25 protein-coding genes are annotated in these 26,018 nt (G+C 69.2%); 12 read left to right on the plus strand and 13 right to left on the minus strand.

All coding sequences use genetic code 11. The features are described from left to right. Window positions 1-40 precede the first annotated feature (40 nt). Entirely contained in the window at window positions 41-976 is a 936-nt protein-coding gene (locus AB0L64_RS16085; protein ID WP_363710877.1) for a hypothetical protein, read from the plus strand. An 8-nt stretch (window positions 977-984) separates the two neighbouring features. Here AB0L64_RS16085 and AB0L64_RS16090 read toward each other — a convergent pair whose 3' ends face one another. The 5 genes from AB0L64_RS16090 to AB0L64_RS16110 all read right to left on the minus strand — a co-directional run bounded on the left by AB0L64_RS16090 (window position 985) and on the right by AB0L64_RS16110 (window position 6,294). Then, complete coding sequence (locus tag AB0L64_RS16090) at window positions 985-2,526, minus strand: PfkB family carbohydrate kinase (RefSeq protein WP_363710878.1); 1,542 nt, start codon at window positions 2,524-2,526, stop codon at window positions 985-987. 47 nt (window positions 2,527-2,573) lie between these two features. Beyond that, on the minus strand, window positions 2,574-2,786 hold the full coding sequence (locus tag AB0L64_RS16095) for a hypothetical protein (RefSeq protein WP_363710879.1): 213 nt from the start codon (window positions 2,784-2,786) through the stop codon (window positions 2,574-2,576). 227 nt (window positions 2,787-3,013) lie between these two features. Beyond that, a complete protein-coding gene (locus AB0L64_RS16100; RefSeq protein WP_363710880.1) occupies window positions 3,014-4,516 on the minus strand; it encodes a PfkB family carbohydrate kinase in 1,503 nt (500 codons plus the stop codon). 28 nt (window positions 4,517-4,544) lie between these two features. After that, window positions 4,545-6,062 carry a PfkB family carbohydrate kinase gene (locus AB0L64_RS16105; RefSeq protein WP_363710881.1) on the minus strand — a complete coding sequence of 506 codons (1,518 nt, stop codon included), beginning with the start codon at window positions 6,060-6,062 and terminating at the stop codon, window positions 4,545-4,547. Window positions 6,063-6,159: 97 nt separating this feature from the next. Next, a complete protein-coding gene (locus AB0L64_RS16110; RefSeq protein WP_363710882.1) occupies window positions 6,160-6,294 on the minus strand; it encodes a hypothetical protein in 135 nt (44 codons plus the stop codon). A 321-nt stretch (window positions 6,295-6,615) separates the two neighbouring features. Between AB0L64_RS16110 and AB0L64_RS16115 the strand changes: the two genes are divergently transcribed. Beyond that, on the plus strand, window positions 6,616-7,269 hold the full coding sequence (locus AB0L64_RS16115; RefSeq protein WP_363710883.1) for a class I SAM-dependent methyltransferase: 654 nt from the start codon (window positions 6,616-6,618) through the stop codon (window positions 7,267-7,269). Here the strand turns inward: AB0L64_RS16115 and AB0L64_RS16120 are convergent, their stop codons facing one another. Both AB0L64_RS16120 and AB0L64_RS16125 read right to left on the minus strand, forming a co-directional pair. After that, window positions 7,270-8,676: a metallopeptidase TldD-related protein gene (locus AB0L64_RS16120; RefSeq protein WP_363710884.1), complete on the minus strand. Its 1,407-nt coding sequence runs from the start codon at window positions 8,674-8,676 to the stop codon at window positions 7,270-7,272. It abuts the gene before it with no gap. Then, entirely contained in the window at window positions 8,673-10,184 is a 1,512-nt protein-coding gene (locus AB0L64_RS16125) for a TldD/PmbA family protein (protein WP_363710885.1), read from the minus strand. The genes AB0L64_RS16120 and AB0L64_RS16125 overlap by 4 nt, the downstream gene beginning before the upstream one ends. 50 nt (window positions 10,185-10,234) lie before the next feature. Between AB0L64_RS16125 and AB0L64_RS16130 the strand changes: the two genes are divergently transcribed. The 3 genes from AB0L64_RS16130 to AB0L64_RS16140 are packed head-to-tail and all read left to right on the plus strand — an operon-like array spanning window position 10,235 to window position 12,138. Beyond that, window positions 10,235-10,807, plus strand: coding sequence for a sigma-70 family RNA polymerase sigma factor (locus tag AB0L64_RS16130; protein WP_363710886.1), 573 nt, complete (start codon window positions 10,235-10,237; stop codon window positions 10,805-10,807). Further along, a complete protein-coding gene (locus AB0L64_RS16135; protein WP_363710887.1) occupies window positions 10,804-11,460 on the plus strand; it encodes a hypothetical protein in 657 nt (218 codons plus the stop codon). Before AB0L64_RS16130 ends, AB0L64_RS16135 begins: the two co-directional genes overlap by 4 nt. Before the next feature lie 48 nt (window positions 11,461-11,508). Continuing rightward, the gene (locus AB0L64_RS16140) at window positions 11,509-12,138 is read left to right on the plus strand and encodes a hypothetical protein (RefSeq protein ID WP_363710888.1); all 630 of its coding nucleotides are present in this window, start codon (window positions 11,509-11,511) and stop codon (window positions 12,136-12,138) included. Here AB0L64_RS16140 and AB0L64_RS16145 read toward each other — a convergent pair. Next, window positions 12,135-12,827 (minus strand): nucleotidyltransferase domain-containing protein, encoded by a 693-nt coding sequence (locus tag AB0L64_RS16145; protein ID WP_363710889.1) that lies wholly within the window; start codon window positions 12,825-12,827, stop codon window positions 12,135-12,137. The genes AB0L64_RS16140 and AB0L64_RS16145 overlap by 4 nt on opposite strands. Before the next feature lie 10 nt (window positions 12,828-12,837). Continuing rightward, window positions 12,838-13,218, minus strand: a complete 381-nt coding sequence (locus AB0L64_RS16150; protein WP_363711140.1) for an alpha/beta hydrolase — start codon at window positions 13,216-13,218, stop codon at window positions 12,838-12,840. Between the two features lie 165 nt (window positions 13,219-13,383). Between AB0L64_RS16150 and AB0L64_RS16155 the strand changes: the two genes are divergently transcribed. The 5 genes from AB0L64_RS16155 to AB0L64_RS16175 are packed head-to-tail and all read left to right on the plus strand — an operon-like array spanning window position 13,384 to window position 18,948. After that, window positions 13,384-14,313, plus strand: a complete 930-nt coding sequence (locus tag AB0L64_RS16155) for an ABC transporter permease (protein WP_363710890.1) — start codon at window positions 13,384-13,386, stop codon at window positions 14,311-14,313. Further along, the gene (locus AB0L64_RS16160; protein WP_363710891.1) at window positions 14,313-15,311 is read left to right on the plus strand and encodes an ABC transporter permease; all 999 of its coding nucleotides are present in this window, start codon (window positions 14,313-14,315) and stop codon (window positions 15,309-15,311) included. Before AB0L64_RS16155 ends, AB0L64_RS16160 begins: the two co-directional genes overlap by 1 nt. Continuing rightward, window positions 15,304-16,299, plus strand: coding sequence for an ABC transporter ATP-binding protein (locus tag AB0L64_RS16165; RefSeq protein ID WP_363710892.1), 996 nt, complete (start codon window positions 15,304-15,306; stop codon window positions 16,297-16,299). The genes AB0L64_RS16160 and AB0L64_RS16165 overlap by 8 nt, the downstream gene beginning before the upstream one ends. Beyond that, the gene (locus AB0L64_RS16170) at window positions 16,292-17,278 is read left to right on the plus strand and encodes an ABC transporter ATP-binding protein (RefSeq protein WP_363710893.1); all 987 of its coding nucleotides are present in this window, start codon (window positions 16,292-16,294) and stop codon (window positions 17,276-17,278) included. The genes AB0L64_RS16165 and AB0L64_RS16170 overlap by 8 nt, the downstream gene beginning before the upstream one ends. Beyond that, complete coding sequence (locus AB0L64_RS16175; protein WP_363710895.1) at window positions 17,275-18,948, plus strand: ABC transporter substrate-binding protein; 1,674 nt, start codon at window positions 17,275-17,277, stop codon at window positions 18,946-18,948. The genes AB0L64_RS16170 and AB0L64_RS16175 overlap by 4 nt, the downstream gene beginning before the upstream one ends. Window positions 18,949-18,951: 3 nt before the next feature. Here AB0L64_RS16175 and AB0L64_RS16180 read toward each other — a convergent pair whose 3' ends face one another. Continuing rightward, window positions 18,952-19,446, minus strand: coding sequence for an HAD family acid phosphatase (locus tag AB0L64_RS16180; RefSeq protein ID WP_363710896.1), 495 nt, complete (start codon window positions 19,444-19,446; stop codon window positions 18,952-18,954). After that, the gene (locus AB0L64_RS16185) at window positions 19,439-19,990 is read right to left on the minus strand and encodes a GNAT family N-acetyltransferase (protein ID WP_363710897.1); all 552 of its coding nucleotides are present in this window, start codon (window positions 19,988-19,990) and stop codon (window positions 19,439-19,441) included. The genes AB0L64_RS16180 and AB0L64_RS16185 overlap by 8 nt, the downstream gene beginning before the upstream one ends. 173 nt (window positions 19,991-20,163) lie before the next feature. On the opposite strand from AB0L64_RS16185, the gene AB0L64_RS16190 reads away from it, so the two are divergent. Together AB0L64_RS16190 and AB0L64_RS16195 are read left to right on the plus strand one after the other, a co-directional pair. Further along, the gene (locus tag AB0L64_RS16190; RefSeq protein WP_363710898.1) at window positions 20,164-21,291 is read left to right on the plus strand and encodes a metallophosphoesterase; all 1,128 of its coding nucleotides are present in this window, start codon (window positions 20,164-20,166) and stop codon (window positions 21,289-21,291) included. Further along, complete coding sequence (locus AB0L64_RS16195; protein WP_363710899.1) at window positions 21,288-24,029, plus strand: AAA family ATPase; 2,742 nt, start codon at window positions 21,288-21,290, stop codon at window positions 24,027-24,029. The genes AB0L64_RS16190 and AB0L64_RS16195 overlap by 4 nt, the downstream gene beginning before the upstream one ends. Here AB0L64_RS16195 and fdhD read toward each other — a convergent pair. Together fdhD and AB0L64_RS16205 are read right to left on the minus strand one after the other, a co-directional pair. Next, window positions 24,013-24,846 carry a formate dehydrogenase accessory sulfurtransferase FdhD gene (gene fdhD, locus AB0L64_RS16200; RefSeq protein WP_363710900.1) on the minus strand — a complete coding sequence of 278 codons (834 nt, stop codon included), beginning with the start codon at window positions 24,844-24,846 and terminating at the stop codon, window positions 24,013-24,015. The genes AB0L64_RS16195 and fdhD overlap by 17 nt on opposite strands. Next, the gene (locus tag AB0L64_RS16205; RefSeq protein ID WP_363710901.1) at window positions 24,843-26,000 is read right to left on the minus strand and encodes a phosphotransferase; all 1,158 of its coding nucleotides are present in this window, start codon (window positions 25,998-26,000) and stop codon (window positions 24,843-24,845) included. The genes fdhD and AB0L64_RS16205 overlap by 4 nt, the downstream gene beginning before the upstream one ends. Window positions 26,001-26,018: the final 18 nt, after the last annotated feature.

Here is a 26,018-nt window from a genome sequence, read left to right on the forward strand (position 1 = left end):
TGGTTGCTGAATGGCTCCAGGCAGGGATGGGTAGCGCGGCTTGTCGAACGTCAGGCGGGACTTTGCCGACGACTTGCTTGCGTTCCTGCCAGTAGGGCTTTCTTTGGCCGAGTGTCGGCAGCCGATGTCCGGGTTTGTCGAAGTGGTCGCCAAGGTCGCGGAGCGACGGGCGGTCGATGCCCGCGGGCTGACGGTGCGGGCCAGGCTGCATCTTCCTCGGGTGGCTCGGTCGGATGGGACGGTGGGCCGGCGGGTGGCGCTGGCGGAGGTGATCCGGAGTGCCCGGCATCTGTCGGCCGACATCGCTGCGATTCGGGGGCTGGTGCCGAGCGGTGAAATCCGTGGGCTCGATGATCTGCGGTTCGTTGTGTATGACGACGACAAGGCGTTCGCCGTGTTCAGCCACCTGCACTATCTCAGGAGCGCACGACCCGGCTCGCTGAACTTTGCGTTGGTGGATCGCTCGAGTGGGTTGCCTGTTGCGTTGTGCAGTGCGACGCCGTTGGACTGGCGGCGGTTGGGGGGCGTGCTCGAGCGGCGGTTCGGCGTTCCGCCGCGGGAGGTGTGGGACATCTCGCGGGTCTACTCGTTCCAGGTCGCGCCGCACAGCGCGATCTCCAGGCTGCTGGCGCAGGTGCGACGCTGGTTCCGGCGTGAGCGGCGCGATGCGAGCCTTCTGGTCACGACGGTCGACCCCAACATGGGGTTCACCGGAACCAGCTATCGGGCTGCCAATTGGCAGGAGTGGTTGCGTGTACGGCCTCGGCCCTACCTGTACCTCAACCGGCAGTACATCAGTCCTCGTCAGCTACGCCAGCAGTTCGGGACAACCAACAAGGACGAGTTGCGTGAGCGATTGGGGGTCAGGCTGGAGATCAGTAGGGCGGCGCTGCTCGACTCGTCGATCTACTGTTGGCGCATTCGAGGCGCGACCGAGACGGTTCCCTCTAGCGAGTTGCACCGCCTGCGCAGATGAATGCCGAGCTACGCCGGCTGTGTGATGCGAGCGAGCATGGTCTCGATCCGTCTCGGTGACGGCAGTGAGACCTTGAGCGGGTAGTCGGCGATCGCGCAGGACATCGCCGCTGATGCCCAGGTGGTTGCGCGAGGGGAGAACCGTCGGCCGCTCTGGATGAGATCGTCCGCCAGTGCGGCGCAGAACGCATCGCGGGCGGTTGCGGACTCCTTGTAGCTCGAGGCAAGGCCGGGAGCCTGTACTGCGTGCTCGGCCGACCGTGAGTACATCGTGCATGCACCCCGCAGCAGCACGCACACCGATCCGACGCCCATCTTCAGGAGCTCGCGAGCACTCGGGTCGGGGTCGAAGTGCTGGGGGCTGGTGCTTCTCAGGCACCGAAGCTCCCAAGGATGTGCAACCACGTAGTCGATTTGCTGGAAAGCGTCGGCTGAGAGCGTTGCGTCGGCGTACGGTTGGGCGGCAGTGACGATGGTCAACGGTCTCGCGTCGTCGATGTCCCGCAGCAGCGCGAGGTTGTGCTCGACAGTCTCACGGGGGACCTCGAACGTCATCAGAACGGCGTCGCAGTCGAGGAGTTCGGAGACGAGTTCGTCGCAGTCCCATGGATCGAGCCGCACCTCGTTCTCGTTGCGCCAATAGGTCGCGAGGCTGTCGCCCCGGTCCATCTCGAGGACACCGGTGAAGGGCGTGTCCGCACCCGGCACGATCTTCAGCAGCGAGGTGTCGACATCGTTGGCGCGGAGATAGTTGACGATCTCCGCGCCGAACCGGTCGTCGGTGATCGCGGCCACCAGGGAGACCCGGTGGCCGAGCCGCGCCGCTGCGACAGCCTGCGTCAGACCTTTGCCGCCTGGCGAGAACGTGAGGTCGTGCGCTTCGATCGATGTCTCCCAGCGCGGAAGGTCTCTGATCCGGAACACCGCATCCATCACCGCCGCACCGACGACGATGATCCTGCCGCGCGTTCGCTTGGCGTGCTGGTGGTCGGGGTCGGTCGAAGAAGACGGAGAACTGGTGGCGGACCCGACGGAGTTGAGCTCCCGGTGCACCAACTGCCGGGCGAGAGATCGAAGCGCGGTCGGTTCGATCGTGCCGCGGAAGCTGTTCTCACTAGGGCCGCTGCCGATCGGCGGTGCGTCGGAGGCGTCGAGGAGTGCTTCGTGCAGACTGCGCCAGTCGTTCAGGAGTGCGCGGTGTCGCCGGTCCAGTTCGCGGTCCGAGAGTTGCCGAATGGTTTGCCGGCTGATGCCGGATCGCGCGTACCGCTCGGAGTGCAGCCGGAGGCTCAGTGCCGCGTCGAGAACGATCTGATCCGTAGGGCGCAGCTCGCCAGCGCATTGAGCGACGACTGCCAGTGCACCGGTTGTGAGAGCGACATCGTGCGCACCGGCATACCGCCGCACCGCCGCAAGGTCGAGCAAGGGCGCAGCCAATTCGCCGCGGCAGGATTGCAGGCCGGAGAAGGTCAAACCGCCGGTCGACCGGAAATGCTCGAGAATGTGCAGCAAGACGATCTCGAGCCGGCCGGATGAAATGGTGGTGTGCACAATGCTCCCCTGTCGGTGGTTGGCCGCGGTGAACCCGCGGCCAACGCTCAGCGTGGGTGAGAAGTGGTCTCGGTCCTCACGACCTGGCCACCCTGGGTCGGCGGCTCGCCGTTGAACATCTGGGCCAGCATGAACATCCCGAACCCGAAGACGGAGAGCACGATGACAGCCAGGAGGAACACCAACTCCCTCCAACGACTGACGATGTAGTAGGCGAGGACAATGAAGAACAGCAGTGCGACTCCTTGACTTTCGGTCATGGTGAGCCCTCGATTCTGAATCCGAGCGTACCTGCCTTGCGTAGTGCTTCGGGAGTACTTCCGCACCACTAGTGCAACCCGGGCCTTTTGGCTGCGGTAGCCCGAACTTTGGCAACAGCTGAGGGATATTCCGTCCTGCCGAGGAGCACTTGATACGACAATGGCAAGCATCAGTCGGCCGGCCTGCGCCCGTCGTGGCGGGAAATCCTGCCAATTGGCAAGCCTGCTCAGGCGAAGTATTTCTGGTACATGGCGTCGACGCGGGCGCGGAGTGGGGGTGAGGGGGACTTCAGGTAGTCCGCGGAGACTGCGGCCATTGCGGCGGCTGCCCAGTGGATGGCGTCGGGGAGGGGGCGGTGTTCGATCAGGCCGGTGGCGAGGGCGGCGCAGAAGGCGTCGCGGGTGATTGACGACTCTTTGATGACTGATGACGTGGACGGGATGTCGATCGAGTCGCCGGTCGACAGGTAGACGGTGCCGCCGCGGGTGCCGAGGACGCACAGAGCCTTCAGGCCCTGCTTCAGGAGTTCGTTGCTGATCAGTTGCGGGTCGTACCGGGCATCCGCCGATCGGGCGTACCGTTCCAGTTCCCACGGGCGCGCGACCAGGTAGTCGATCTGACCCAAGGCGTCCCGTGTCAGCTCGGCGTCCGGGTAAGGCTGACCCGGTGTGACGATGATGAGGGGCCGGCTCGTGGCCAGGTCGAGCGTTCGCTGCAGGACGGGCAGTGGGACCTCGAAGGTCAGCAGGAGAGCCGCGCAGCTCGACAAGGCTTTGGCGTGCCGATCCAGGTGGCGGCTGTCGAGCTCCAAGGAGCCGCGCCAGACGGCTGCCGCGCTCTCGCCGAACGGTCGCTCGAAGATGCCGGTGGCCGGCGTCGTCGAGTTGGGTACAGCTCTGATCAAGGACCGGTCGACGCCTTCGAGCTCCAGATGATCGAGGATCTCCTGGCCCTCGCGGTCCTTCCCGACCGCGGTGACCAGCGCAACGTCGAATCCGAGACGGGCGACAGCCACCGCTTGGCTGAGGCCCTTACCGCCCGGAGATCGGCTGTAGCCGGTGGCGATCCGCGAAGTCTCCAGGTCGGGAGGCCGGTCGACCCGCCAGACATGGTCGATCGTGACACCGCCGACGACGATCACACGACCCGTCGGCTTCGGCGGCGCGTCGGACGCGACCGGAGCGGTTGCCGTGTGACCGGACGCCCGGTCGGAGGTGCGGAGAGCGGACGCGTTGAGCAGTTGGACGGCGAGCCGCTCGAACACTTCGTCTTCGGTTCGCCCGCGGAGACTGCGATCGCTGGGAGCTTCCGGTGCGCCGGCGAAGCCTGGCCCCGCCAACGCCTGATGAAGATCTGCCCAGTGCGACAGCACGACTGCCCGTCTGACTCCGAGGTCTCCGGCCTCGAGCTTGTGGAGGACGTTGGCAGGCACGCCGTCGGACCGATACACGTCAGCAAAGCTGGCCAGTCCCAGTGCAGCGTCGGCGATGATCCTGTCGGTGAGACTGTCCAACCTGCGCACCTGCTCGCGGACCAAATCGATGGCGACCTCCGTCGAAGGTTCCCCGGTCCGTTCAGCTCGATCGCGCACCGCCGACAGGTGAAGAAGGGGCTGCGCCCGGCCGCTCGCGAGGCGCTGCGCGGTCATGCCCTCGTTCTTGCGCAGGGCGACGAACACCGAGACGAGCGGGGCTACCTCGGGTGATCGCGCGGTGAACTGATCGGACATCTGATCCGCCAAAGAAGAGTTGGAGTCATCACCAGGCTTCGCCGGGGAAGGCTCGGAGCATTTGTTCGATGCGGTTGCGGTCGGGGAAGGTACGGGCGTTGGCGTAGTCCTCGGTGAAGCTGGCCATGGCGGCTGTCGCCCAGCGGACGGCGTCGTCGGTGAGGGAGCGGTCTTCCACCAGGCGGGCGACGAGGGCGGCGCAAAAGAGGTCTCTCGTGATCGAGGATTCCTTCAGCATCGACGGCGGCGGGGTGATCGATCGCTGCGGTGCGTTCTGGGAATAGATGGTTCCGCCACGGTTGCCGAGTACGCAGACCGACTTCACGCCGAGGCGGAGGAAGTTCTCGCCGAGGTGGTTCGAGGCTTGTCTGCCGGGCGTGTAGTAGCTGAGTCGCCGGAGCTCCCAGCTGTGGGCGACCAGGTAGTCGATCTGCGCGAATGCCCGGCCGGACGGCGGGCCGGTGTCGTAGGGCTGGCCGGGCGTGACGACCGTGACCGGCCGCTCCGGACCGAGCCCCGTCACGAGGTGCAGCGTGCTGGACAGCACGTCCTGCGGTATCTCGAAGGTCAGCAGTACGGCGTCGCAGGCCGCGAGTGCGGCGCGATGTTGATGGACGTCCTGCATGGTCAGGCTGACGGCGTTCTCGTTGTGCCACACGACCGCGGCGCTCTCCGCGTCGGGGAACTCGATGACCGCGGTCTGCGGCGTCGTCTCGTTGCGGACGATCTTCATCATCGAGGTGTCGACGCGTTCGTCGTCCAGGTACTGCTTGATCGTCGCACCGTCCTCGTCGTCGGCGCAGGCGGCGATCAGCGCGACCTCGAGACCGAGACGCGCGGCCGCGACCGCCTGGCTGAGCCCTTTGCCGCCAGGGGATCGGACGTGGTCAGTCGCTCTGACGGACGTCTCGGGCAGTGGTACGGCGTCACTGTGGAAGACGTGATCCATCGCGACGCCGCCGACGACCACGACCCGGCCCGGCGACGAGGTCCGGGCGCCTTCGGAGAGCCTCCTGGGGGCAGTGGTGATCGGGCCCGCCTGCGCATGCTCTTCGGTGGATCCGGTGATCAGCATGGCCAGGTCGCGGAAGATTCGCGGCTCGATGGTGTCGCGGAGGTAGCGGTCTCCCGGCGTCTCGGGCGCCGAGGCGCCGACGGCCTGGTGCAGGTGGTGCCAGTGGTTGCGCAGCGAGTCTCGCCGGTCGCCCAGGTCGGCGGTCTCGAGGGCGCGGATCACCGGCAGTTGTACGTGCTGGTCGGCGTACTCGGTGAGGAAGAGACCTAGGCCGAAGACGGCGTCCGCGACGATCTGGTCGGAGGGGACCGAGAGTTGGCGTACGGCGTCGATGACCACCTGGATCGCGGCGGCCGCGGGATCACCGACGCCGTGCTTCGCCATGTAGTCGCGGACCGCCCGCGATCCCAGCAGGTTGCCGGCGCGGTCCTCGGTCAGCCGGGACTGTTTCAGGCCCTGGTTCTTCCGGAGCACCGTGAAGTCGTAGACGAGCGCCTTGGCCTCTGATGGCAAGAAGTGGTCGCCAGACATGGTGCCCCCGGTGAAACAGTTGCCCGAGATCTCAGTATCCGCCAATTGGCAGCACGGCGACCGGCTGCCGAGTGTCGCGCACTGGGACGAGCGTTTGTCAGCGCAGCGAGCTGATCCAGCGGGTGGCTTGTTTGGCCTGGGTCAGCCGGCGTTCGTAGGTGGCTCCGGTGGCCGCGCCGATGACGAACGGGGCCTGGAGGGAGCGGCGGGTGCCGATGAGGATAAGGAGCACGGCGACGGAGGGCGCGAGGCCGAGGAGCCGGCCTGGGCCAGGAAGATCCAGCTCGATTGGTTGCGCCAGGCAATGACTCCGGCGGCGAGCAGGATCAAGGCAGGCGGGACCGTGTGCCACTCGAGCATGAAGGTGGTGTTGGCGATGACGAGAAGAAGCGCGGCCTGCCGGAGCGAAGGGCGGCGGCGCTGGGGCCTCCTCGGGTCCGTTTCACTCTCGCGGGACGGAACGGGCCGCCCCAGTACGACTACTCAAGGATCTGACGTAGGCTGCTGCGGTCTGCCGATCGTCCAGACCGGCGTGACGACTACGGGGAGCACTATGAATACAGGGCATGTCGAGCTCGCAAGGGCTCAGCAAGAACGGTGGGACTCGGCGTACGCGAAGCGCCCGCAGCTGCACGGGCCGGAGGCATCGGCTGCGGCGCACCGGGCCGCGGAGAGGTTCGGTGCCGCGGGCATCGACGATGTGCTGGAGCTCGGGGCCGGCCACGGCCGGGACGCGCTTTTCCTGGCCAGACAGGGATTCAGCGTGCACGCGACCGACTTCAGCGAGACCGCGCTTGACCAGCTGCGGCACGAGGCGCAGCGCGAGGGCCTCGACGACCGGGTGACGGCCGCGCTGCACGACGTCCGCGACCCGCTGCCGCCGGCCGACGGCGGAGTGAACGCGGTGTTCGCGAATCTCCTGCTGAACATGGCGTTCTCGGTGTCCGAGCTGCGGTCGCTCGTCGCCGAGATCCACCGGGTGCTGTGCCCGGGCGGCGTTTTCGTGTACGCCGTGTGGTCGACGGACGATGCTTGCTCGCGGCACTGGCAGCAGCTCGACGACGGACTGCGCGTGCACGACGGGTTCGTCGGCCGCTTCTTCGACGAAGCCCTGGTCCGTGAACTCGCCGAGAACTGGACCCTCGACGAGCTCACGCCGTACCAGGAAGGGCAACGCGTGATGTGGCGCGTCGCTCTGTCCAAATAGCTAACTCGCCTGGCTGACGCTGGACATGTTGAAGTCCGGGATCAGGAGCGGCGGTGTCGCGGTGCGGGAGAAGTAGTCGCCCCATTCCCTCGAGTACGACGCAACGGTCGCGCCGGCCGTGGTGAACCGGGCGAGCAGGTCGACCGGGCTCTCGTTGAAGCGGAAGTTGTTGACCGATCCGGTGACTTCGCCGTTCTCGACCAGGTAGACGCCGTCCCGGGTGAGACCGGTGAGCAGCAGCGTCTGCGGGTCGACCATGCGGATGTACCACAGGCAGGTCAGCAGCAGTCCGTTGCCGAGCCCGGCGACGAGGTCGTCGGTCGAGCCGGTCGCGCCGTCGACCGAGACCACGTAGTTCTCGATGTCCGGTGTCGCCGCCGGTGCGCCGATCAGGTCGGCCGTGTACCGGCTCGTCATCAGGTTTTCCAGCTTGCCGCCGCGGATCCAGTCGGTCGCGGCGAGCGTGAGGCCGTTGTCGAAGACGCTCGACGAGCCGCCGGACGAGCGGGCCACGGCGAACGCGAACGCCTCGAGCCCGGCGAGCGCCGGGTCGGAGTGCAGCGTGACCGGCTGCGACGACAGCGTGTCACCGATCCGGGTGCCGCCGCCGGGCTTGGAGAAGACGGTCCGGCCCTCGAAGGCGTCCCGGCCGTCGAGCTGCCAGAACAGGTACGTCATCAGGTCCGCGACCGCGGCGGGCGGCAGGATCGTCGGGTGCCGGCCGGCGTCGACCGAGACGGTCCGGGTCGCCCAGCCGAGCCGGCGCGTGAGCTCGGCGTCGAGCGCGAGTGCGTCGACGTCGGTGAAGTCGCGCGTCGCCGTACCGACCCAGGCCGAGTGGCTGAGATCGGCGTTCTTGCCGGTCGACGACACGTAGCCGCGGGGCAGCGCCTGCCGCAGCCGCAGACCGGTCGAGGAACCGACGTACAGCGTGGCGACCTCGTGGTTCGCGAAGCCGTACAGCCGGCGCCGCTCGAGGCCGGCGCGCTTCAGCGATTCACCGAGTGACGGCGCGAACTTCTCGTACACGCCGACGGAGGTCTCTTCCGGCTCGAGATCCCAGTCCGCCGACGCCGTACCGTCGACGAGCGGACGGGCGTCCTCGGCGGGTGCCGCCGCGCGGGCCGTGGCGATCGCGGCGGACACGATCTCCTGCAGCGAGTCGTCGGTGACCGACGAGCGGCCGACGACGCCCGCCGCCGTACCCTCGCCGGCACCGACCGTGGCGATCACGGTCACGCTCGAGCCGCGCATCGCGCCGTTCGTGGTCAAGGTGTTGTTGGCCCACCGCAGGTTGGTGCTGGAGGTCTCCGCGACGAGTACGACGCAGCCGTCGGCGCCCCCGTCCGCGGCCAGGGCCAGCCCCCGCTCGATCGTGTCCTGCGGGGTGAGTTGGATGCCCGTCACCGGCCGGCCTCCTGAGTGGTGTTGAGAATGCGGACGCCGCGGAAGAGCGCGGACGGGCAACCGTGGCTGACGGCGCCGGACTGCGAGGGCTCGGCCTTGCCGCAGTTCAGCGCGCCGCCGAGGACGTACGTCTGCGGGCCGCCGACGGCCTCCATCGAGCCCCAGAAGTCGGTCGTGGTGGCCTGGTAGGCGACGTCGCGGAGCTGACCGTCGAGCTTGCCGTCGGTGATCTTGTAGAACCGCTGCCCGGTGAACTGGAAGTTGTAGCGCTGCATGTCGATCGACCAGGACTTGTCGCCGACGATGTAGATCCCGTTCCGGACCCGGCCGATCAGTTCCTCGGTCGACGGGCCGTCCGCCGCGGGCTGCAGCGAGACGTTCGCCATCCGCTGGATGGGGATGTGGCCGGACGAGTCGGCGTACGCGCACCCGTTGGAGCGGGGCGTGCCGAGCACGTCCTCGTTCTTCTTCGCCATCCTGCGGTCGACCTGGTAGCCCACCAGGACGCCGTCCTTGACCAGGTCCCACTGCTGGCCGGCCACGCCCTCGTCGTCGTACCCGACGGTGGACAGGCCGTGCTCCGCCGTCCGGTCGCCGGTGACGTGCATGACGGGCGAGCCGTACTTCAGCGCGCCGAGCTGGTCGAGGGTGGCGAAGCTGGTGCCCGCGTAGTTCGCCTCGTAGCCGAGGGCGCGGTCGAGCTCGGTCGCGTGGCCGATCGACTCGTGGATCGTGAGCCAGAGGTTCGACGGGTCGATGACGACGTCGTACGTGCCGGCCTCGACGCTCGGCGCGGCCATCTTCTCGGCCAGCCAGCCGGGGATCTGCGCGAGCTCCTCGTCCCAGTTCCAGCCCGTGCCGGTCATGTACTCCCAGCCGCGCCCGGCCGGCGGAGCCGTCGACGACATCGAGTCGAAGCGGTCCTCGGCGACGGCGTGCGCGGTGATGTCGGGACCGATACGGACCCGTTGCTGCGTGTACGACGTGCCGGCGGTGTTCGCGTAGTACTTGCACTCGTGGATGGTGGCGACGTGCACGCTCACGTGCGCCACACCGTCGGCCCCGAGCAGGCGATCGCTGTAGTCGGTGAGCAGCGCGACCTTCTCGGCCCGCGGCACGCTGAACGGGTCGATCTCGTACGACGAGAGCCAGGTGACGTCGTCGTACACCGGCTCGTCGGCCAGCTCGATCGTCTCGGCGTTGATCGGCCGCGACACCTGGGCGATGTTCACGGCCTGCTCGGCCAGGCTGACCGCCTCGTCCGTGGTGAGCGCGACGCCGGCGGCGAAACCCCAGGTGCCGTCGTGGATGACCCGCACGGCGAGACCGAGGTCCTCGTCGTCCGTCGCGCTCTCCAGCACGCTGTCGCGCAGCGCGATGGACTCGGACCGGATCCGCTCCAGCCGGAACTCGGCGAACGTGGCCCCGAGGTCACGGGCGCGCTGCAGGGCGGCCGCCGCCAACTCCTGCCGGGGGAGAGCGAGAAAGCTTGCGTCGATATCAGGCACGAACACGACCTTATACACGGAACCTGGAGATGATCGGCGGTGTAGTGCCAGTGTCCGGAAGTAGACAGGAGGCACGGATCAGCCTGGATGTGGAAGCCGACATCGTGGCTCGGGTGCGGGGCGGGGAGACCGCCGCGTACGGCGAGCTGGTGGCGCGGCATGCCCTGGTGGCGCAGCGGACGGCCGTCTTCCTCGGCGCCGGGGCGGACGCGGACGACGTAGTGCAGGAAGCCTTCGTCAAGGCGTACCGGAGTCTGGGCAGCTTCCGGGATGGCGCGGCGTTCCGGCCCTGGCTGTTGCGGATCGTGGCCAACGAAACCCGGAACGCGCTGCGTGCCCGGGGGCGCCGGGCGCGGCGGGAAGAGCTGGCGGCGCCGCTTGACGTCGTACTGGACCCGGCTGACGCAGCCGTGTCGCTGGAACGCCGTACTGCGTTGCTGGCCGCTGTCCGTGCGTTGCCCGAGCAGATGCGGCTGGTCGTGACCTGTAGATACCTGCTGGAGCTGGATGAGCAGGAGACGGCAGTTGTACTCGGCTGGCCGCGCGGGACCGTCAAGTCTCGTCTGCACCGGGCACTGGGCCGCCTCCGTGACGCACTACCCGACAAGGAGGTGCAGCGATGAGCCTGGAAGACGAACTGCGGTCCGTCGGACGCTCCGTCGTCGTGCCTCCCGTGGGCGACGGCCTCACCGCAGCCGTGCTGTCGCGAGTCGCCGGCGTGTCTGTTCGGAAGCGTCTCCGGGACAGATGGCGGATGTTCCTGGCCGGCTTCCTCGTGCTGCTTGCGGGCGCTGCCCTGACACCTCCGGTCCGCGCGACGGTCGCGGAGTGGCTGCAGATCGGAGGCGTTCAGGCGGAGCCGGTGGGCACCCGGCCGAGCGCTGCACCGCCTCCGCCGACCGCGGCCGGAAACCTGTCCCTGGAGGCCGCTGAACGCGTCGCCGGCTTCACGCCGAAGCTCCCAGGTGCACTGGGTGCTCCGACGGGTGTCGAGGCCTCAAAAGGCTTCCTGGCGACCAGCTGGGGCAGCGTGCGCCTGGAACAGTTCCAGTCCGGTATCGAGCCGAGGTACATCAAGCAGTACTACGACGGGCTCGACTACGTCCCGGAGATTTCCGGCTTCTGGTTCCGTACGCCGCACCAGCTGGTGCTGGTCGACAACCGCGTCGTACGGATCGCCGGCCCGACGCTGGTCTGGGAGCGCGACGGCATCACGTTCCGCCTCGAAGGAGCCGACAAGGGACGCGCGGTGGAGCTGGCGAACGGAACCTCCTGACCGCGAGCGGTGTACCAGCAGCAAAGGGAACCGAAAGAGAGGGCTGCCATGGTCCGCCGCATCCTCGTGCTCGTCGTCCTGCTCTTCGCGCTCGGTACCACCCCCGCACAGGCCGGCGGTCCGACCAGCGTCCTGCTCAGCGCACCACCGTCGGTCATCGCCTTCGGCTACAACGACCAGCAGTACTCCGATCTGCAGCAGCTGGTCCAGACCACGACCCAGCACGACGAGGCGACGGGAGAGAGCCACGCCGTCGGCAGCTTCGTCCGCGCGACCTGGCTGATCCACGACATGAGCGTCTGGCGGATCGACGTCATCTACCCCGACGCGCCCGGCGGACCGTGGATCGCCACCGAGGAGTTCACCGGGGAGCTCAAGCCGGCGCAACCCACCTGGCACCGCTCAACGGCTCCGGTCAAGCTGCTGCAACTGCTGACCTCGCTCAAGCTTCTCGAAGGCGAGTTCGAGGGCGGGCCTACCCTCAGTGACGGCTACGAGGTCCCGTCGCAGGAGCAGACGACCACACCGACGCCGGCGCCGGTGCAGACCAACGTCACCGCGTCGCCGAGCTTCTTCACCGGCTGGCGCTGGATCATCCCCGGCGCCCTGCTCGGTGCAGCGGTCGCAGTCGTCGCCGTACGCCGGTTCCCGAAGCGTCAGTGGGACCTCATCGACTAGATGGCAGCAGCCAGCTCGAAGCCGTTGAACAGCCGTCCGCCGTACGCGGCCAGGATGCGGTCCACCGCGACCACCAGGCGGTCGTCCGACGCCCGTACTCCGTCCAGCAGCACCGTCGCGTAGTCGGTGCCGTGAGCAACGTCGTACGTCGTGAGCTCACGCAGCAGGCCCTTACCGGTGCCGGACCAGTGGCCCGCTCCGGTCAGTAGCAGGCGAGCCGCGTCCTGCCACAGCACCGACGTGACGGCCAGCCGCACATCGCCTTCGGCGTCGGACAGGTCGTCCAGCAGGTTCGTGATCATGTAACGCAGGAGATCCAGCTCGTCGGTGGACAGCGGCTTCGGACCGGCTGCCACCTCGGCCAGGTACTCCTGCTTCAGCCGCGCCCCGGACCCGTCCGTGTCCAGCAGTACGACGGACTCGCCGACGAGCCGCATCATCGTGGGCTGGCGTCGCAGCTGGTCCTTGTCGGCGAAGTAACGCAGTGACTTCTCGGTGTGGACGAACAGCTCGACCGGCCACCCGGCGTACTCCAGCGACTTCCGCCGTGGCGCCGGAGGACCGTCCAGCAGGACCGTGATGTCCAGATCGGACGTGGGACCTGCGTCACCGCGCACCACACTCCCGCCGAGCCACGCGGCCCGGGCGTCCGGATACAGCTCGAGAACGAGTTGGCGTGCGAGGTCCATCAGGACAGTGTCAGCCACTGCAGCAGTTCGCGGTACGCATTTGCCGGCGGGATGTGGCCGCCACCCGGTCGGGCAGCAGCGCCGCGCACGCCAGCGCGTGCGGCCCGCCTCCGGAGCCTCCGGTGACCGCGAAGCGATCCCATCCGAGCGAGTCGGCGAGCGCGGCCGCGTCGGACGCCACGGAGGCCACCGATCGGCCCGGTTGCCGTGTCGATCCGCCGTACCCGGGCCGGTCCGGCATCACCATCCACAGTCCGGACGCTTCGATGGTCGCGACCACCTCCGGCCGCTTCCACCGGGTGCTCGGCGTGCCGCCGAGCGACAGGGCGGGGACGCCGCCGGCCGTGCCGTAGACCGCGTACATGAGCATCCGGTCGCCGATCCGCACCATCTGATCCACCTGCGGAGCGTAACCGTCCGGGAGCACCTAACCGAATGCACAGTTAACAGCCAGACATTCTCGGGATTCGAGATGCGTGCGGCGTGGTGGGAGGATGCCGCCTAGGTTTTGTCGGCCATCACGGATCACTGTGATTCGAACCTGTCAGGAGTGCTTGTGAGTTCCTCGGTCGCCGGGACCGTATCGCCCACCCGGCAAGCGATGCGCCGGTTCCGGCGGGACCGTAGTGCGCGGATCGGCCTCGTCCTGGTCACCCTGCTGATCGTGATCGCCGCGGCCGCGCCGTTGCTGGTGCGACTCGCCGGTCAGGACGCCACGACGTACCACATCGACCTGCTCGACCCGGCGCGCGGCAACGCGCCCCGCGGCCCGGTCGGAGGTGCGAGCGGCACCCACTGGTTCGGGGTGGAGCCGCTGACCGGCCGCGACCTGTTCGCGATCACGGTCCTCGGCCTGCGGACGTCGTTGTTCATCGCGGTCGTGGTCACGCTGATCACCACCGTCGTCGGCACCCTCGCGGGGATCAGCGCGGCGTACTTCGGCGGCTGGTACGACGCGGTGCTGTCGCGGCTGCTCGACTTCCTGTTCGGCTTCCCGCAGCTGGTCTTCATGATTGCCCTCGGCATCGTTGTGCCGGCCCGGTTCCCGCGCTGGCTGCTGCTGATCCTGGTGCTCAGCCTGTTCGGTTGGGCGGGCCTCGCGCGGCTGATCCGCAACCAGGCCCGGTCACTGGTCGCCCGGGAGTTCGTCGAGGCGGCGCGCAGCGTCGGGTCCAGCGGCTGGATGGTGATCACCCGCGAGCTCCTGCCGAACCTGATCGGCCCGGTGCTCGTGGTCGCCACCCTCGCGATCCCGGGGTACATCGGCGCCGAGGCGGCGCTGTCCTTCCTCGGCGTCGGCGTCCCGCCGCCGACACCGAGTCTCGGGCGGTCGATCTCGGACTCGATCGCCTGGGTGTACACCGGCGCGGACCCGTGGTTCCTGCTGTTCCCGGGCACGATGCTGTTCTTCGCCGTGCTCGGTTTCACGTTGCTCGGCGACGGCGTCCGGGACGCGTTCGACGTCCGGCTGCGGAGGACGAGCTGATGCCCGGCCTCGTCTGGTTCGTGACGCGGCGCCTGGCCGCCGCCCTGATCGTGATGCTCGCGCTGAGCCTCGCCGTCTACCTGATCTTCTACGCGATCCCCGCCGACCCGGCACATCTGGCCTGCGGCAAGCCCTGTACGCCGGACCGCCTCGAGCAGGCGCGGCACTTCATGCAGCTCGACCAGAGCACCCTGCAGCAGTACCTGAACTTCCTGAAGGGCATCGTCGCCGGCCGTACGTTCGGTGACGGCGCGGCGGCGGTGCAGTGCAACGCGCCCTGCTTCGGGTACTCGTTCCCGCTCGCCCGCCCGGTCACCACGCTGATCTTCGACCGGCTGCCGGTCACCGCGTCGATCGCGCTCGGCGCCGCCGTCCTGTGGCTCCTGCTCGGTGTGTCGCTCGGCGTGATCGCGGCGCTGAACCGCGGCCGCCTCGCCGACCGGCTGGCGATCGGGGTCGCGCTGCTCGGCGTCTCGACCCCGTCGTTCCTGCTCGGCCTGCTCGCGATCCTGGTGTTCGGGTTCTGGCTCAACATGGTCCCGGTCAGCGGCTACGTGCCGCTCACCGAGAGCCCGGTCGACTGGGCCTGGCACCTCATCACGCCCTGGATCGTGCTCGCGATCCTGTCGGCCGCTTCGTACATCCGGCTGACCCGGTCGCAGATGCTCGAGGAGCTCAACCTCGACTACATCACCACGGCCCGCGCGAAGGGCGCCGGCGAGGCGCGGGTGGTGCTGACCCACGGGCTGCGCGGTGTGCTGGTCCCGGTCGTCACCCTGTTCGGCCTCGATCTCGGCGCCCTGCTCGGCGGCGCGATCCTGACCGAGAAGGTGTTCAGCATGCAGGGTCTCGGCGACCTGCTGATCACCGCGGTCGGTCAGCTCGACGTGGCCGTGGTCGTCGGTGTCACGCTGTTCTCGGCCTTCCTGATCATCCTCGCGAACCTGGTGGTGGACATAGTGCACGGTGTGCTCGACCCGAGGGTGAGCCATGGCTGAGCCGGTGCTCGAGGTGCACGACCTGAAGGTCACTTTCACGACCGAGGGCGGCCTGGTGCCGGCCGTCGACGGCATCGACTTCGCCGTCGCGCCCGGCGAGACGCTGGCGATCGTCGGCGAGTCCGGATCCGGCAAGAGCGTCAGCTCGGCCGCGGTGATGGGGCTGCTGCCGTCGAACGCCGAGGTCGCCGGCGAGGTGCTGCTCGACGGCCGCGAGCTGAACGGCCTGCCCGCCGACGAGCTGCGCAAGATCCGCGGCAACGACATCGCGATGGTGTTCCAGGACGCCCTGTCCGCGCTCAACCCGTACTACTCCGTCGGCTGGCAGGTCGCCGAGGCGTACCGGCTGCACCACGACGTCTCGAAGAAGGCCGCGCTCCGCCGGGCCGTCGAGATGCTCGACAAGGTCGGCATTCCGGACGCGGCCCGCCGCGCGGACAGCTTCCCGCACGAGTTCTCCGGGGGAATGCGGCAGCGGGTCGTCATTGCTATGGCTCTGGTGAACGACCCGAGAGTGCTGATCGCCGACGAGCCGACGACCGCACTCGACGTCACCGTGCAGGCACAGATCATGCGCCTGCTGGACGACGTCCAGGAGGAGTTCGGGACGGCGCTGATCCTGATCTCGCACGACCTCGGCGTGGTCGCGGAGGTCGCCGACGACGTCCTGGTGATGTACGCCGGGCGCGCGGCCGAGCGCGGCACCGTCCGCGACCTGTTCTTCCGGGCCGCGCACCCCTACAGCCTCGGTCTGCTGGGCGCGATGCCGCGCGTCGACGTACCCCCGAAACCGCGGCTGACCACCATCCCGGGCAGTCCGCCGACGCCGGGGTCGATCACCACCGGGTGCCCGTTCCAGCCACGGTGCGCGTACACGCATCTGGTCGGGGAGCGCTGCGTCACCGAGCGTCCCGAGCTCACCCCGCGTCCCGGCGAGGGCGATCACGAGGCGGCCTGCCACCTGGGACGGAGGCCGTCGGATGTCTGACGAGCTGCTGAACCTCAAGGACGTCAAGAAGTACTTCGGCCTGCGCGGCGTGCCGTGGCAGAAGGCCCAGGCCGTGCGCGCGGTCGACGGCGTCAGTCTCGTCGTCCGCAAGGGCGAGACCGTCGGGCTGGTCGGCGAATCCGGGTCCGGCAAGTCCACCCTGGCCCGGGTCGCGACCCGGCTGCTCGACCCGACCCAGGGCCGGGTCGAGATCGGCGGCAAGGACGTCACCAAGGTCCGGGGCCGCCGGTTGCGGCCGATCCGCCGCCGGGTCCAGATGGTCTTCCAGGACCCCCAGGCCTCGCTGAACCCGCGGCAGTCGGTCGGCACGATCCTGAGTACACCGTTCCGCGCGCAGGGGATCCGGCCGACCCGGGCCCAACTCGTCGAACTGCTCGAACAGGTCGGGCTGTCCGGGCAGCACCTGGAGCGGTATCCGCACGAGTTCTCCGGCGGGCAACGGCAACGGATCGGGATCGCCCGGGCGCTCTCGGTGAAGCCTGACCTGCTGGTCTGCGACGAGCCGGTGTCCGCGCTCGACGTGTCGGTGCAGGCGCAGGTGCTCAACCTGCTCGCCGACCTGCGCGACGAGCTCGGTCTGTCGTACGTCCTGGTCGCCCACGACCTCGCCGTCGTCCGCCAGGTCGCCGACCGGATCGCCGTGATGTACCTCGGCACGATCGTCGAGGAAGGGCCGGCCGCGCAGGTGTACGGCGCGCCGGCCCACCCGTACACGAAGGCGCTGCTGTCCGCCGTGCCGGTGCCGGAGCCGGGAGCCGTCCGCGAGCGGATCGTGCTGACCGGCGACGTCCCGACGCCCGTCGACCCGCCGTCCGGATGCCCCTTCCGGACCCGCTGCTACAAGGCCGAGGACGTCTGCGCGACGAAACGACCCGTGCTCGAACCCGTCAACGGGAATACGGAGCACCGTGCCGCCTGCTACTTCCCTGAGCCCCCCACCTCTGAGAGGACAGAATGAAACGCATAACCCGAGCGGTCGCGGCAGCGGCCGTGCTGGCGCTGGCCGCAGCCGCGTGCAACGCCAACGACAAGTCCAGCAGTGGTGGCGGCAGCACCGCAACCGCCGAACAGGGCGGCACCTGGCACATCCTGACCACCAGCAAGGAGATCAGCCTCGACCCGGCCAAGAGCCAGAACCTGGGGATCAGCTCGATCCACCTGGTGCTCCGCGGCCTGACGTCGTGGAAGACCGAGCAGGGCAAGGCCGCCGAACTGGTGCCGGACCTGGCCACCGACACCGGTCAGGTCAGCGACGGCGGCAAGACCTGGACGTACAAGCTGAAGTCCGGTCTCAAGTACGCCGACGGCTCGCCGATCGTCGCCGGCGACATCAAGTACGGCATCGAGCGCTCCTTCGCGCCGGAGCTGTCGGGCGGTCTGCAGTACCACAAGTCGCTGCTCGTCGGCGGTGACAAGTACACCGGCCCGTACAAGGGCGGCGAGCTGGCCTCCGTCGAGACGCCCGACGACACCACGATCGTGTTCAAGCTCAACAAGCCGTACGGCGACTGGCCGTGGATCGTCAGCATGCCCGCGTTCTCGCCGGTGCCCAAGAAGGCCGACACCGACCCGGCGCACTACGGCGAGAAGCCGGCCGCCAGCGGGCCGTACCAGGTCAAGTCCTACGCGCCCGGCTCCAAGCTCGAACTGGAACGCAACCCGAACTGGGACAAGTCGACCGACCAGGCCCGGACCGGCCTGCCCGACGCGATCGTGCTGGACATGGGCCTGCAGCCCGACGTCGTGAACCAGCGGCTGATCGCCGACGCCGGCGACGACAAGTTCGCCGCAACCACCGGTACGTCGGTCCCGGCCGCGCTGATCCCGACGATCACCGGCAACCCGGCGGTCAAGGCCCGGGTGGCGACCTCGCCGTCCGGCGCGCTGGAGTACCTGGCGATGAACACCAAGCGCCCGGCACTCGCCAACCCGGCGGTGCGCAAGGCGATCGAGTACGCCGTCGACAAGCAGGCCGTCCAGGTCGCCGAGGGCGGACCGGAGTACGGCGGTGAGATCGCATCGACGCTGATCACGCCGGGCATCGACGGTTACAACAAGTACGACCTGTACCAGGCCCCGCCGGCCGGTGACCCGGAGAAGGCCAAGCAGATGCTGGCCGCGGCCGGTGTCAGCAACCTCAACCTGGTGCTCGTCGCCGACAACACGACCGGTCTCAGCGTGGCACAGGCGATCCAGCAGGGTCTGAAGCGGGCCGGCATCACCGTCACCATCAAGCCGCTGGACAGCGAGCCGCTGAGCGACCTGATCACCGGCAACAAGCCGGACTTCGACCTCACTGTCTCGAGCTGGCTGCCGGACTTCCCGAGCGCGATCGGGAACATCCAGCCGCTGTTCGCGTCCTCGGAGATCGGCAACGGCGGATACAACATCTCCCGCTACTCCAACCCGGCCGTCGACTCCGCGATCGCCGCGGCGACCGCTGAATCCGACCGAGGTAAGGCCGCCGGCATGTGGGGCGCCGTCGACAAGCAGATCATGCAGGACGCACCCATCGTCCCGCTGATCTACGCCCGCAACGCGTTCCTGCACGGGTCGAAGGTCCAGAACTTCTACCTGTCCGCCTACCCGCCGTACCCGAACCAGCTGATCGTCGGCCTGAGCAAGTAGCGGTCAGGTCCGGCCTTCGGATTCCTGGGCTTCGAAGAGGGTCGGCTGGGTCTCGGGATCGAGGCCCCAGTCGGCCCTCATCACGGTGTAACCGGCTTTCTGGGCGGCGGCGACGACCTTGGCGTCGTCGTCGACCAGGACGGCCACCGGGCGGTGTTCGGCAAGGCGTTTCAAGCGGCCCAGCTTCATCAGCATCGACGGGCGGCGGTCGGTATTGCCGCGCATGTAGAGCTTGCCGTCGGGGAAGCCGTTGTCTTTCAGCCACTTCTCGGTGTCCCGGCGGAGGCGCTCGGGGCGGCCGGTCAGGTAGACGATCTCGTGGTCCGTGGCGAGTGTCGTCGCGACCGCCAGGCCCTCGTCGAGGACCGCGTCCTCCTTGGCGTGTGCGAAGAAGGAGTCCCAGTCCTTCGGCTTCTGTTCGAGGAAGTGGATCCGTTGACTGGTGTCGGACAGCGTCGCGTCGATGTCCAGTACGGCGTACGGCCGGTCGTCACCCATGCCGCACAGCTTCCCAGGTCGTGCGGTCGGTCGCGTACAGGACCTCCCCGAACTCGGTTCCGGGCAGCGGATCGTCGAAGTGCTCGTGGTACACCTTCTCGAACCGCAGCCCGGACCGCCGCATCACGTCCCGCGACCGGTGGTTGACCGCCATCGTGTCCGCGACCACCCGCTGCACCCCGAGCCCGTTGAACGCGTGCGCGATCAACGCCCGCGTCCCCTCCGTCGCGTACCCCTTGCCCCACGCCGTCCGCAGCAGCCGGTACCCGACGTCCACGGTCCCCGGATCCGCGGTCGGCTGCAGCCCGAACCACCCGACGAACCCGTCCCGCGTCTCGGCCTTGAACGTGCCCAGCCCCGGATGCTCGTCGTACACCTTCAGGATCGCCGGCAGTACGACGTCCTCGATCTCGGAGCGCGGCGTCGGCTGACCGGTCAGGAACCGCATCACCTCAGGATCCGAGTCGAGCTCGACCAGCAGTTCGACGTCGTCCGCCGCAAACCGCCGCAGCACCAGCCGCTCAGTCGTCAGGTACGCATCCACCCTCCGACCCTCTCACTCGTCCTTGAGCACGCACCAACCGTTTCCGGCGCACGAAAATGGTTGATCCGTGCTCGAAGTCGGTTCGGCGGAGCGTCCGGAGTGTGGGCGGTGTAGCGGTTTGTGTGTGTTGGGTTGCGCGGTTGTCGGTGCTGCGGGTTAGCGTTCTCAACGCTATGGGCGAGTCGATCACGTTTCTGCACAGCTCGGACTGGCAGCTGGGGATGATGCGCCGGTTCCTGGGGCCGGACGGCCAGGCCCGGTGGGGTCAGGCGCGGCTGGATGCTGTCGCGCGGATCGGCGAGGTCGCGAAGGACACGGGCGCGGCGTTCGTGGTCGTCACCGGGGACGTGTTCGAGCACAACCAGGTCGAGCGGCAGACGATCCTGCGGGCCTGTGAGGCGCTCAAGCGGATCCCTGTCCCGGTGGTGCTGCTCCCGGGCAACCACGACGCGCTGGAGCCGGGCTCGCTGTGGACGTCGAGCCAGTGGCTCGCGCACGCGCCGGAACACGTGACGGTGCTGACCGAAACGACGCCTTTTCAGATCATGCCGGGGGTCGAGATCGTCGGCGCGCCGTGGCGTTCGCGCCGCCCGCTGTCGGATCCGGCCGCGCCCGGGTACGCCGACCTCCCGCCGGCTGCCGAGACCACGCGGATCCTGCTCGCGCACGGCCAGTTGACGAGCCTGTCCGGCGGCATGTCCGACGTACCGCCGATCGACCAGGCCGCACTCGAGGCCGCGGTCGCGGACGGCCGGCTGCAGTACGTCGGCCTCGGCGACCGGCACTCGACGACCCGGGTCACCGACCGGATCTGGTTCTCCGGGACGCAGGAGGTGACGTCGCCGGAGGAGGACGACCCGGGCAACGTCTTGAAGGTGACGGTCGCCGACGGCGCGATCGACGTCGAGCCGGTGCGGGTCGGCGCCTGGCACATGGTCGACCACCGGGTCGAGTTGTTCGACGAGGAGTCGATCACGGCGCTCGAGGACTGGTTCGCCGAGCTTCCGGACAAGGAGCGGACGTACGTGCGGCTCGCCGGTGACGGCTCGCTGTCGCTCCCGCTGCTGGCCCGGCTGGACACGATCATCGACGCCCAGGGCGAGGTCTTCGCGAGTGTCGAGCGCTGGGTGAAGTTCTGGACCGTGCGCCCGGCGCCGGACGCGGCCGACCTGGAGTCGCTGCAACTCAGCGGCCCGGCCCGGGCCGCGATGGAGGAGCTGCGCCAGGCTCTGGCCGGTGGGGACGAGAGCGCCGGCGCCGCGCTGTCCCTGATGCACCGATTGGCGCGGGACGCGGGATGAGACTGCACAGCTTGGCGCTGCGGGACTTCCGTGGCGTCAAGGACCGCATGGTCCGCTTCCGCGCGCTCGGCACCACCGTGGTGGTCGGCGACAACGAGGTCGGCAAGTCCAGCCTGGTCGAGGCGTTCGGGCTGATCTTCGACCTGCCCGACGACTCGAAGTCGACCCGGATCCGCGACATCCAGCCGGTCGGCCAGGACGTCGGTCCGCAGGTGACCGCCGAGCTGAGCCTCGGCGGCCGGGAGCTGACGTACTCGAAGCGCTGGCTGAAGAACCGCTCGACCGAGCTGACGATCGTCGAGCCCGACGGCCGCCGGCAGTCCTGGACGGGGCGCGAGGCGCACAACGAGGCCGAGCGGCTGTTCCACGAACACGTCGACCCGGTGCTCTGGCAGACCTTGATGGTCAGCCAGGGGCAGTCGTTGGTGCTGCCAACACCGGCCGACGCCGAGCCGTTGATCACCGCGGTGACGGCGGAGTCCGGGACGCCGGTGGACGGTGCGTCGATGCCGCTGGTGACGGCAGTCGAGCACGAGTACCTGCGGTACTGGACGCCCCGCGGCAAGCCGACCGGCGACTTCGCCCGGTCCGCGAAGGCCGTCGCCGCGGCCGAGCTGTCCTGCAAGCAGGCGTTCCAGGCGATGGAGGAGGTCCAGTCCGACATCCGCCGTGCCGAGCGACTGAACCTGGACCTCGACGACGTGACCGGCCGCCTGACCGAACATCTCACCGTCCTCGAGGCACTGCGCGAGCGCAAACAGGCGACCGACGAGATCCTGCTCCGGCGCGACTCGGTCAGGTCGCGGGCGGAGACCGCGCGTGCCCGGCTGGAGAACCACACCCGCACCCGGCTGGAGCGGGAGCGGCTGCTCGACGAGGTCGAGCGCTTCACGAAGTTCGAGGCCGAGCTGGCCGGGCGGCGAGCCGACGCGGAGCTGGTCGCGAAGACCGCGGCCGAGACCGTGCAGGCGGCGGAGGCCGCGCTCGCGGAGGTCGTGGAGCTCAAGGACCTGCGGCGTACCGACGTGCAGACGGCCGAGCGGCGCGTCTCCGACCTGATGGACCGCGCCGAGCTGGACCGGCTGGTCGGGCAGCAGACCGAGCTCGTCGACGTCCGCGCGCGGATCGCGGCCGCGGGCACGATCCTGGACCGGATCAAGGTCGACGACGCGATCGTGGCCGCGCTGGAGGACGCCCGGGCGGCGGTGGTCGAGGCGCGCGCGGCGCTCGCGGCCGGCGTACCGCAGGTGACGGTACGCCGACTCGGCGCCGAGCCCGTGGAGCTGTCGGGGACGGGTCTGGAAGGCAACGCGCCGCCCGAGCTGGGCTTCGACGAGTCGACCGAGGTGCTGGTCTCCGGCGAGCTCTTCGTCGGCGTACCGGGCCAGGTCGAGGTGATCGTTCGGGCCGGTGGCGAGGCGGCGACGCTGCGCGCCCGGGTCGACGACGCCGTACGCCGGGAGAAGGACCTGCTGAAGAAGGCCGGCGTCAAGGACGTCGCCGCGGCGCGGGAGTTGCTACGCAAGGCCGACACCGCGAGCGCCGAGCTGAACGAGGCACGCCGGACCGAGAAGTCGCTGACCGCCGGCGGTGACCCGGGGGAGCGGATCGCGGTGCTGACCGCACGCCTCGGGCCGGACGAGCCTGACGAGCCGGCCGAGAAGCCGGTCGAGGGCGTGCCGGGCCAGATGTCGCTGTTCGAGGAGTTCGCGTCGCCGCACGACACGCTGTTCGACGACTTCGACGGACCCGAGCCTGCGGCTGACGACCTGACCGGCGCGCAGCGGGCGCTCGACGCTGCCAGGGACGGGCTGGCCGAGGTGGAGCGACTGCTGAAGGACGCCGAGTTCGCCGTGGAACAGGCGCGGAAGGCCGCGGACGAAGACCGGTCCGAGGCGCAGAACGCGCGCGCCCGGTCCGAGCTGGCGGGAGAGCGGCTGGCCGCCGCGACCGAGGCGCTGGAGTCGGCGCGGTCGGTGCTCGACGACGAGGCCGTGACGGTGGCAGAGACGGAGGCGACGGCCGAGGTCGAGGCGGTGCTCGAGGAGCTGACCGCCGTCCAGGCCCAGGCCGACGAAGCCGGGGCCGACCGGGTCGCCGACGAGTTGGTGCACGCCCTGGCCGTCGCGAAACGGCTGCAGGACGAGCGCGACCGGCTGCGCGACGCGCTCCGTACGACGGAAGGCCGGCTCGAGCAGTCCGGCCGGGACGGACTCGCGACGCGGCGCGACCTGGCCGAGCTGGAGCTGGCCGCCGTACGGACGGAGCACGACAGCCTGCTGCGGCGCGCGGAAGCGGCACAGCGCGTCCACGAGACGTTGAGCCGGCATCGGGCCGAGGCGCAGACGAAGTACTCCGAGCCGCTGCAGAGCCGGATCGAGTCGCTCGGGCGCAGCGTGTACGGCCCGTCGTTCCGGGTCTGGCTGGACGACGACCTCGCTGTCGCCGAGCGCGAGCTCGACGGTGTCCGGTTGCCGGTCGAGGCGTTGTCGACGGGCGCTCAGGAGCAGCTGGCGATCATCACCCGGCTGGCGATCAGCCACCTGGTCAGCACCGGCGAGGGCAGCGTGCCGGTGATCTTCGACGACGCCCTCGGCTGGTCCGACAAGGCCCGCCTCCGCGACATGGGCGCCCTCCTCGGCCGCGCCGGCGACCACGGCCAGATCATCGTCCTGACCTGCATGCCGGACCGCTACGAATACGTCCCGAAGGCCACGTTCATCACGCTGGACGGATGATCCGCTCCGGGGCGGAGTAGAGGACGCAGCGGTCGCCGCGGGTGAAGCCTGCCAGCGTGATGTTGAACTGGCGGGCGAGGTCGACGGCGAGGCTTGACGGGGCGCCGACGGCGACGACCATGCCGAGGCCGGCGGCGACGGCCTTCTGGACGATCTCGTAGCCGGCCCGACCGCTCACGGTGAGGACGAGGCCCTTGCGGCTGTGCTGGTTGAGGACGGTCCAGCCGACGACCTTGTCGACCGCGTTGTGCCGGCCGATGTCCTCCTTCACCACGACCTTGCCGCCGTCCGCGGTGAACAGGCCCGCGGCGTGCAGACCCCCGGTGCGGCTGAACATCGGCTGCGCTTCGCGGAGCAGATCGGGCAGCCGGCGTACGACGTCGACCGGGACCTCGACCGGGTCCACGGGGTCGTAGTGGCGCTCGGCGAGTTCGTTGAGGCTCTGCTGGCCGCAGACACCGCAGGCCGCGGACGTCACGCCGTACCGCTGGGGCGGGTCGCGGTCCGGGGGACCGTCGAAGGTGACCGTGACGGTGTTGAACTGCTGCTCGCGGGTCAGCGTGACATCGGTGCAGTAGGCAACGGTCCGGATCGCGTCCGGGCGGACCGCGAAGCCCTCGCCGAGACAGAACCCGGCGGCGAGCTCGAAGTCGGAGCCGGGGGTGCGCATCGTCACGACCAGCGGCTCCGGCGACCGGCCCGGCCACTCCAGGCGCAGCTCCAGCGGCTCCTCGGTGCTGACGACGTCCTCGCGCCGCGACGTGCGGTCACCGTCGAGCACCTCGACCTTGAACCTGCTGGTGGGAGCCTTCGTCATACCTCCACGGTAGGCCAGCCGCGTCGTACGGCGAGCCAGTCCAGGAATGTCCATGCGAAGAGACGCTGGTGGTCGCGCAGAGCCGGGGTGCAGCCGGGTGGGGGTGGGGCGTCGGTGTTCTTCATCATGTACGCCGCGATCACGGCCACCAGGCAGTCGAGATGATCCTTCGGTACGTCCGCGGTGAGCGGGCTGCGGGTGACGGCGGTGAACGTGTCGATGCCGTGGTGCTGGGCAATCGGCAGCAGGCCGACCCAGTCCACCCAGCGCGGACCGAGGGTCAGCCAGTTCCAATCGACGACCCAGCAGGTGCCCGCGTCGTCGATCAGCAGATTGTCCGGGCGCAGGTCGGAGTGCGTCGCCGAGTCGCCGGAGAGCGCCTCCGGTGCGAGAGTTGCCAGCTCCGCGAGCTCAGGCAGCACACGCGGCAGCCAGCTCTGCAGGCCGATCGGCATCTCCCGCTCACCCGCCAGAATCTGCGCCGGGACACCCACGTCGTCCCCGACCAGCTCCGCGAACGGACTTAACCCGTCCAGCGGACTCGGCCTGAGTGCGTCAGCCATCCCCTCACAAGCAGCAGTAACCCGCCCGAAGTCCCCGACCGTCCAAGGAGTCCCCGGCATCCGTCCCTCAACCCACTCCGACACCACAGCAAACCACCGCGTCCCGTCGCCGCCGGGAAGAGCTGCAGCCGGGCCCGAGGCCGGGCCGGAGGCCGAGGTCGGCTCCGAGGCCGGGGACGACGGCGACGAGGCGGTGTCGCCGTGCGGGTGAGCACCTGCTCGCTCGCCATGCGGTCGAGCCTGTGCTTGCTTGCCGTCGGCGAAGCCGGCCGGGTTGGGTGTGTGGGCCGTGGTGACGATCGCGGGCGCTCTCACGGAAGGCGGAAGCTGTGGGACGACCTCGGCCTCGCGCTGGTACGCCTCGTAGGCGTGCAGCCCTTCCGGTGCCGCCTTGATGAAGACTCGGCGATTGTCCGCCAGCCGCGCGCGGGCCGCGAAGCCGCCGGTGAAACCCGATGACACCGGCTTGGCCACGGAAGTGATCTCCGTGCCGAGGGCAACCGCGAGAGCTTCGTGCAGGGCGGGCGGCAGCGAGTCCCAGCCCGGGCGCAGCGAGGTGGCGGAGTAGTCGACGTCGGGGGCGCGGCTCATGTCCACAAACCTTAGAAG

It is taken from the genome of Kribbella sp. NPDC051936 (assembly GCF_040680955.1).
GTDB lineage: Bacteria > Actinomycetota > Actinomycetes > Propionibacteriales > Kribbellaceae > Kribbella.